General features: G+C 59.5%; 5 protein-coding genes. All 5 read right to left on the bottom strand.

The window, feature by feature from the left end; all coding sequences use genetic code 11:
• Positions 1 to 363: 363 nt before the first annotated feature.
• Complete coding sequence (locus tag WCE35_RS26700; RefSeq protein WP_424596304.1) at positions 364 to 1,044, bottom strand: response regulator; 681 nt, start codon at positions 1,042 to 1,044, stop codon at positions 364 to 366.
• Between the two features lie 336 nt (positions 1,045 to 1,380).
• A complete protein-coding gene (locus tag WCE35_RS26695; RefSeq protein ID WP_424596303.1) occupies positions 1,381 to 2,469 on the bottom strand; it encodes a TRAP transporter substrate-binding protein in 1,089 nt (362 codons plus the stop codon).
• A 161-nt stretch (positions 2,470 to 2,630) separates the two neighbouring features.
• Positions 2,631 to 3,719, bottom strand: a complete 1,089-nt coding sequence (locus WCE35_RS26690) for a TRAP transporter substrate-binding protein (RefSeq protein WP_424596302.1) — start codon at positions 3,717 to 3,719, stop codon at positions 2,631 to 2,633.
• Between the two features lie 381 nt (positions 3,720 to 4,100).
• Positions 4,101 to 5,246, bottom strand: coding sequence for a Fic family protein (locus WCE35_RS26685; RefSeq protein WP_424596301.1), 1,146 nt, complete (start codon positions 5,244 to 5,246; stop codon positions 4,101 to 4,103).
• A gap of 199 nt (positions 5,247 to 5,445) precedes the next feature.
• Positions 5,446 to 6,287: Mrp/NBP35 family ATP-binding protein (locus WCE35_RS26680; protein ID WP_424596300.1), on the bottom strand; the 842-nt coding region annotated here is incomplete at its 5' end.

The following is a 6,287-nucleotide window of genomic DNA, read 5'->3' as shown; positions in this document are numbered from 1 at the left end:
GCATTACAAGGGCGCCCTGTCGACGGTCGATCCCAATACGATCAAGATCGAAATTCCGCAGATGGAATTGCCGCCGATCGATTTCGGCCAGCCGCCGAAGAACTAGCGCGCACACGCATAAATCGAGCTTGATTGGCAAGGCTTGCTCGCTGTCGGCTGTGACGCCGACAGCGACCAAATTCTGCGATGCCGTGAAATGTCGTGAAGTGCCGACAGCGACCGAAACAGGTCCGCGGGTTTCTCTTGCAGTGACCGTGCGTTACCCGATCTTTTCCAAAATCGCCCTGATTTGTAGCCCCGGCCACTTGCCGATTTGCCGAGACAATTCGAGCGTCGCATTCGTCGAAGTTTCGCGGCTCGGCTTCATCGACTATGTGCCTGTTTGGATTTCCGTGTCGACGATTTCTGTTCGTCCGTCGAAATCCACCGCCGGGATTTAGTCCACCGGGTCAGATCGGCCTCGCGGTAGCGAACGGAGCGCCCAACGCGAACGTGGGGCGGGCCGTCGCCGCTCTTGCGCGCCTTGGCAAGCCAGGACGGGTCGACCTGAAGAACCTCAGCCGCGTTCTTCGGCGTCAGCAGGCTAGTGCCATCCGCATCGGGAAGCGATGGGGGCCGAATCGATTTCATCAATGCCGGAAAAAAACGTTGTTGCAAAAGCATGGGGGAAAGTGGCCTGAGCACGAGCTGATCTATACCCAAATCCTTGGCCTCGACCACTTTTGATCTTTTGATAGGGCCTGAAATTGCAATGATCGGTATTTTCGGGTTCGGAACTATCCCCGATGTTCTCACGACACGTACCACCTCCCGAGCATCCATGCCCCGAATACCCCAATCCAAAATCACGGCGCACGGATCGAATGTGCAAATGGCTTCGACAGTTTCAAACCCATCGTCAACCTCGTGAGTCTCCTTCACTCCGAGTTGCAAAAGAATCTTGCGGGTTATCGAGCGCAGATACGGATGACTATCAGCAACAAGCGCGACGCGATCCTTGATTAATTTGTCGACCGAACTCCAAAGTGCGTCCGAATTTGACATCCGTTTTGTCCCCCCCCCCTCTTCGTTCGAACAGAACGTCCCGTGTGGAGGGAAAACATGCCCCGTTCTACTTAAGAGCGCGTTAAGTTGAAACTCCCGTATGAATACAGCCTGTGGAATCGCGTGTGACTGAATGGGACAATCCATGCGTCATTTCGGAGCATCAAGCGCAGCGACCGGCTCTTGCGGGCTCGCCGCCAACTACCTCGCCTTCATCAGGCTGGCAGCTATCCGCATCCGGGTCCGCGCCTTGATCGCAGCCGGCTGCTTTCCCGCAAAGCAAAACCCCGGGGCTTTCGCTCCGGGGTTTTGTCCTTCTCACCGATCAATATGACGTCAGCTCTGGGCGTGACGCGCCATGAAGATGTCGTAGCCGACCTCCGCGACCTGGAACCACTGGTATCCGGTATTGGAGAAGGCCGTCAGCGATTCCAGGACCTTCTTGAAATCCGCGTTGGATGCGGCGACCTCGCTGTGCAATTCCTTTGCCGCCTTGAAACATGCTTCCATGACCGGCGGGGGGAACGCGTGCAACTTGGCGCCGCCTGCGAGCAGGCGGCGCAAGGCCTGAGGATTGGACTGATCGTACTTCGCCATCATCCAGTTGTTGGCGTAGTGACCGGCCTGCTCGAGCGCGCTTTGATAGAATTTCGGCAGCGCATTCCATTTTTCGAGGTTGACGAAACTGAGCAGCATCGGACCGCCTTCCCACCAGCCGGGATAGTAATAATGGGGGGCGACCTTGAAGAATCCGAGCCTCTCGTCGTCGTAGGGACCTACCCATTCGGCGCCATCGATGGTGCCTTTTTCGAGCGCCGGGTAGATGTCGCCGCCCGCGATCTGCTGCGGCACCGCGCCGAGTTTCTGCAGTACCCGTCCCGAAAACCCGCCGATCCGGAATTTCAGTCCCTTGAGGTCGTCGACGGTGTTGATCTCCTTGCGGAACCAACCACCCATCTGGCAGCCGGTATTGCCGGCGAGCAGCGACATCACGTTATACTTCTTGTAGAATTCGTTGAGAATCTCCCTGCCGCCGCCCAGCATGTACCAGGCCTGGTTGAGCCGCATGTTCGGTCCGAACGGCACCGCCGAGCCGAAGGTGAAGGTCGGGTCCTTACCGAAGTAGTAGTAAGACGCGGTGTGGCCGATTTCGACGGTGCCGTTCTGCACGGCGTCAAGAACCTGCAATCCCGGCACGATTTCGCCGGCGGCAAATGTCTGAATCTGAAACTTGTTGTCGGTGACTTCGGTCACCATCTTCGCCATCACCTCGGCGCCGCCATACAGCGTGTCGAGCGATTTCGGCCAGCTTGTCGCCATGCGCCATTTGATTTCCGGCATCGACTGGGCGATCGCCGGTGCCGCCATCGTCGCGGCACCGGCCGCGCCGATGCCGGTAACCTTCAGAAAATCTCGTCGCTTCACTGAATTCCTCCATCGTAATGGTGCGTGTCCGCCTTCATGCGAGGCTTGGTGCCAGCATGGAGCATCCGGCCCCCGATTTCCATCCTGAACTGCACCGCAGGGCACAAAAAAGCCCGGTCGCCTCGCGGAGACCGGGCGCGTCCTTCGACTTAAGGATTAGATCAGCCGCGGGTGCGCGAGCGGATCATGAAGCTGTCGAAGGTGTATTCTGCGACCTGCCACCACAGATACTGGTCGGACCGGTAGGCCTGCATCGCGTCGATCGATTTCCTGAAATCGGGGTTTTTCGCGGAAATCTCGGCCCACAATTCGTTGGTCGCCTTCAGGCAGGCTTCCAATACCTCGTTCGTGAAGGGGCGAAGTTGGGTGCCGCCGGCCACCAGGCGCTTCAAGGCTGAAGGGTTCTGCATGTCGTAGCGCGCCGCCATCCAGCTATTGGCGTTAGCCGCCGCATTGCCGACGATGGCCTGATAGCTTTTCGGCAATTCATTCCATTTGTCGATGTTGACGAACGCGTGAGCCGCCGTGCCGCCCTCCCAGAAACCGGGATAGTAATAATACTTGGCGACCTTCTGGAATCCGAGCTTCTCGTCGTCATACGGGCCGACCCATTCGGCGGCGTCGATGGTGCCTTTCTCGAGCGACGGATAAATGTCGCCGCCGGCGAGTTGCTGCGGCACCACGCCAACCTTCTGCAGGACCTGGCCGGCAATGCCGCCGATACGCATCTTGAGGCCGGATAGATCGGCAACGGTCTTGATCTCCCGGCGAAACCAGCCGCCCATCTGGGTGCCGGTGTTGCCGCAGTGAAAGCCGATCACGCCGTATTTCTTGAAGAACTCGTTGCCGAGTTCCATGCCGCCACCCTGATACCACCAGGAATTCTGCTGACGCCCATTGAGGCCAAACGGCACCGAGGCATAGATCGCGAAGGTCGGATCCTTGCCGACATAGTAATACGACACGGTGTGGCACATCTCGACCGTGTTCTTGGACGTCGCATCGAGTGCTTGCAGGCCGGGGACGAGTTCGCCCGCCTGGAAAACCTGAATCTGAAACTTGTTGTCGGTCATCTCGGCAACCTGTTTCGAAAAATATTCGGCGCCGCCATAGATGGTGTCGAGCGATTTCGGAAAACTCGACGTCAGCCGCCATTTGATCTCGGGCGAGGATTGCGCGATCGCCGGCGACGCAACGGCGGTCGCGGCAGCGCCGGCCGCCGAAACCTTCAAGAAATCACGGCGCTTCATTCAGGCATCTCCTTGAGAGGCTCTTCTGATATTTCCTGGCGCCTCGGCGGGGCGAATTCCACGTCATCCGGGGCACGCTGGCCGGGGCGGCTTTAACACGGAAGTCCAGCGGCGAAAACGCGACAAAGGCATGACTTCGTGACTAAACCAAAGTCGCATAGGCCTCAAAAATCCGATCTTGCATATCGCTTCATTGCGAATTTTATCTTGTTCTCAATGAATTAACGATGAGTTCCATGCGTTGAAATTCCTGGATATGTCCTACACGAGACGGGCGTTCCAGATCGGTTTGGCGGAGCAAACGATACGGGCCGAGCACTACGAACTGATGAGCGGCAAGCCTCTTAGCCACAAGCGCGAGAACAGCCGCCGCCCATCCGTTCAATCTTTCAGAGCCTCGGTGCCCCGGTTCAGAATGTTCATATAGCTGCCATAAGCGAACAACCGCCCGCGCCGGCGGCCAGTGATCTCGTGAACGATCTCGAGCTCCTGGAGATTGGCGAGCGCCTTCATCACCGTCGGATGCGTCACCTTCAATTGCTTGCTCGCGGGGACGATGCCGATCATCGGTTGGCGTTGCAGCAGGTCGTGAACACGCAGCATGGAGGCCGCCGGGCGACCAAGCGCACGGATTCGCGTCCTGTCCTCTTCGAACAGGGTGAGCAGTTGCCGCGCGGTCTCTACCGCCTCGTTGGCGGTCTCGATAACGCCGGCGAGGAAGAATTCAACCCAGGCTTCCCAGTCGCCCCGGTCGCGCACGGCTTGCAGCAGATCATAGTACTGCTTGCGCCGTTGCTTGAAATAGAGGCTCAGATACAGCATCGGGTCTTTCAGTGCATCGTCGGCGCATAGCAAAAATGTAATGAGCAGACGCCCTAGACGACCGTTGCCGTCAAGGAACGGATGGATGCTCTCGAACTGAACGTGAGCGAGCGCCGCCCGGATCAGGGTCGGCGTCTTGTCGTCGTGCAGAAACCTTTCGAAATTATCCAGACACCCCGCCAGTTCGTTCGGTGGGGGCGGCACGAACAGGGCGTTGCCCGGCCTTGCGCCGCCAATCCAGTTTTGTGACGTGCGAAATTCGCCGGGCTGCTTGCTGCTGCCGCGTCCCTTGCGCAACAACACGTCGTGGATTTCGCGGATCAGGCGCAGCGACAACGGAAATCCCTCGCGCAGCCGCTTTAGCCCGTAATTCATCGCGGCGACGTAGTTTGAAACCTCCTGCACGTCATCGGCAGCGACCAGCGGGATTTCGTCGTTCTCGAACAGCAGCAGGTCGGAGAGCGAGGATTGCGTTCCTTCGATCTGCGAGGACAGCAGCGCTTCCTTGCGCACGTACATAAAGAGGAAGAGTGGCGGCGACGGCAGGATCGACGTAACCCCGTCCAGCCGCCCGAGCGCGCGGTTGGCCTGTTCGATGAGCGGCATGAGACCGCCGAGTTCGACTGGCGGTCTCGGCGGCAGCGGCGGCGGCACATAGGCGCGCACGGTCTCGTCGCCAAAGTTGGCGCTGGCGAACCGGCCCATTCGCGGGGAGACCTGAGGTTGTGACGACACGCCGCTTACATTAGCCAATCCGTTATGTAAGCGAAATCAAAAATCGTTACATTAGACGGCCGAGGTGCGGATTCACTACGATTTTTGCACCCTGCACATGCATGTGCTCTGGCCAATCGTGATGCAATATCAACCCAGTTGAGTAGCCGAAGCGGCTTCAAAAACGGCTTCAAGCCGCGGCAATAACCCCTTGAAGCTGATCGCGGACCTTGGTCCCGATGGCACGGTAGATCGCCGCGTGCGGGCCGTCCGGCTCGCTCGCCACCACCGGGTTGCCGGAATCCGAGGTGGTGCGGATCGACATATGCAGCGGGATTTCGCCGAGGAACGGCACGCCGAGCCGCTCCGCCTCGTGCCGCGCGCCGCCATGACCGAAAATGTCGGACCGCGTGCCGCAATGCGGACACTGGAAATAGCTCATGTTCTCGACGATGCCGAGCACCGGCACGTTGACCTTCCGAAACATCGCAAGCCCGCGCCGCGCGTCGATCAGGGACAGGTCCTGCGGCGTCGAGATGATGACCGCGCCCTTCAGCGGCACGTTCTGCGCGAGCGTCAACTGGGCGTCGCCGGTGCCGGGCGGCATGTCGACCACCAGGATGTCGAGCGTGCCCCAGGCGACATCGCGCAGCATCTGGGTGATCGCCGACATCACCATTGGCCCGCGCCAGATCATCGCGGTGTCTTCCTCGACCAGAAAACCGATCGACATGATCGACAGGCCGAACCGTTCGATCGGAATCATTTTCCTGCTGCCATCGAGCTTGGGCTTCTCGCGGATGCCGGTCAGCCTCGGCACCGACGGCCCGTAGATGTCGGCGTCGAGCAGGCCGACGCGCAGCCCGAGATCGCGCAGGCCGAGCGCGAGATTGAGCGCAGTGGTCGATTTGCCGACACCGCCCTTGCCTGACGCCACCGCGATCACGGCGGCGACACCCGGAATTTCCGCCTGCCTGGACATCGGCGACGCCGGGCTTTGCGGCGGCCGATGCGAGGAGACCGGCGCGACGC

Origin of the sequence: Bradyrhizobium sp. (assembly GCF_049691595.1) — a bacterium.
Classification (GTDB): domain Bacteria; phylum Pseudomonadota; class Alphaproteobacteria; order Rhizobiales; family Xanthobacteraceae; genus Bradyrhizobium.
This window is presented reverse-complemented; position numbering and strand designations above follow the sequence as displayed.

What these genes read in the sequence shown, in the direction of transcription:
- WCE35_RS26700 (WP_424596304.1), bottom strand. Translation starts at nt 1,044, where the DNA reads ATGTCAAATTCGGACGCACTTTGGAGTTCGGTCGACAAATTAATCAAG.
- WCE35_RS26690 (WP_424596302.1), bottom strand. Translation starts at nt 3,719, where the DNA reads ATGAAGCGCCGTGATTTCTTGAAGGTTTCGGCGGCCGGCGCTGCCGCG.
- WCE35_RS26685 (WP_424596301.1), bottom strand. Translation starts at nt 5,246, where the DNA reads ATGGGCCGGTTCGCCAGCGCCAACTTTGGCGACGAGACCGTGCGCGCC.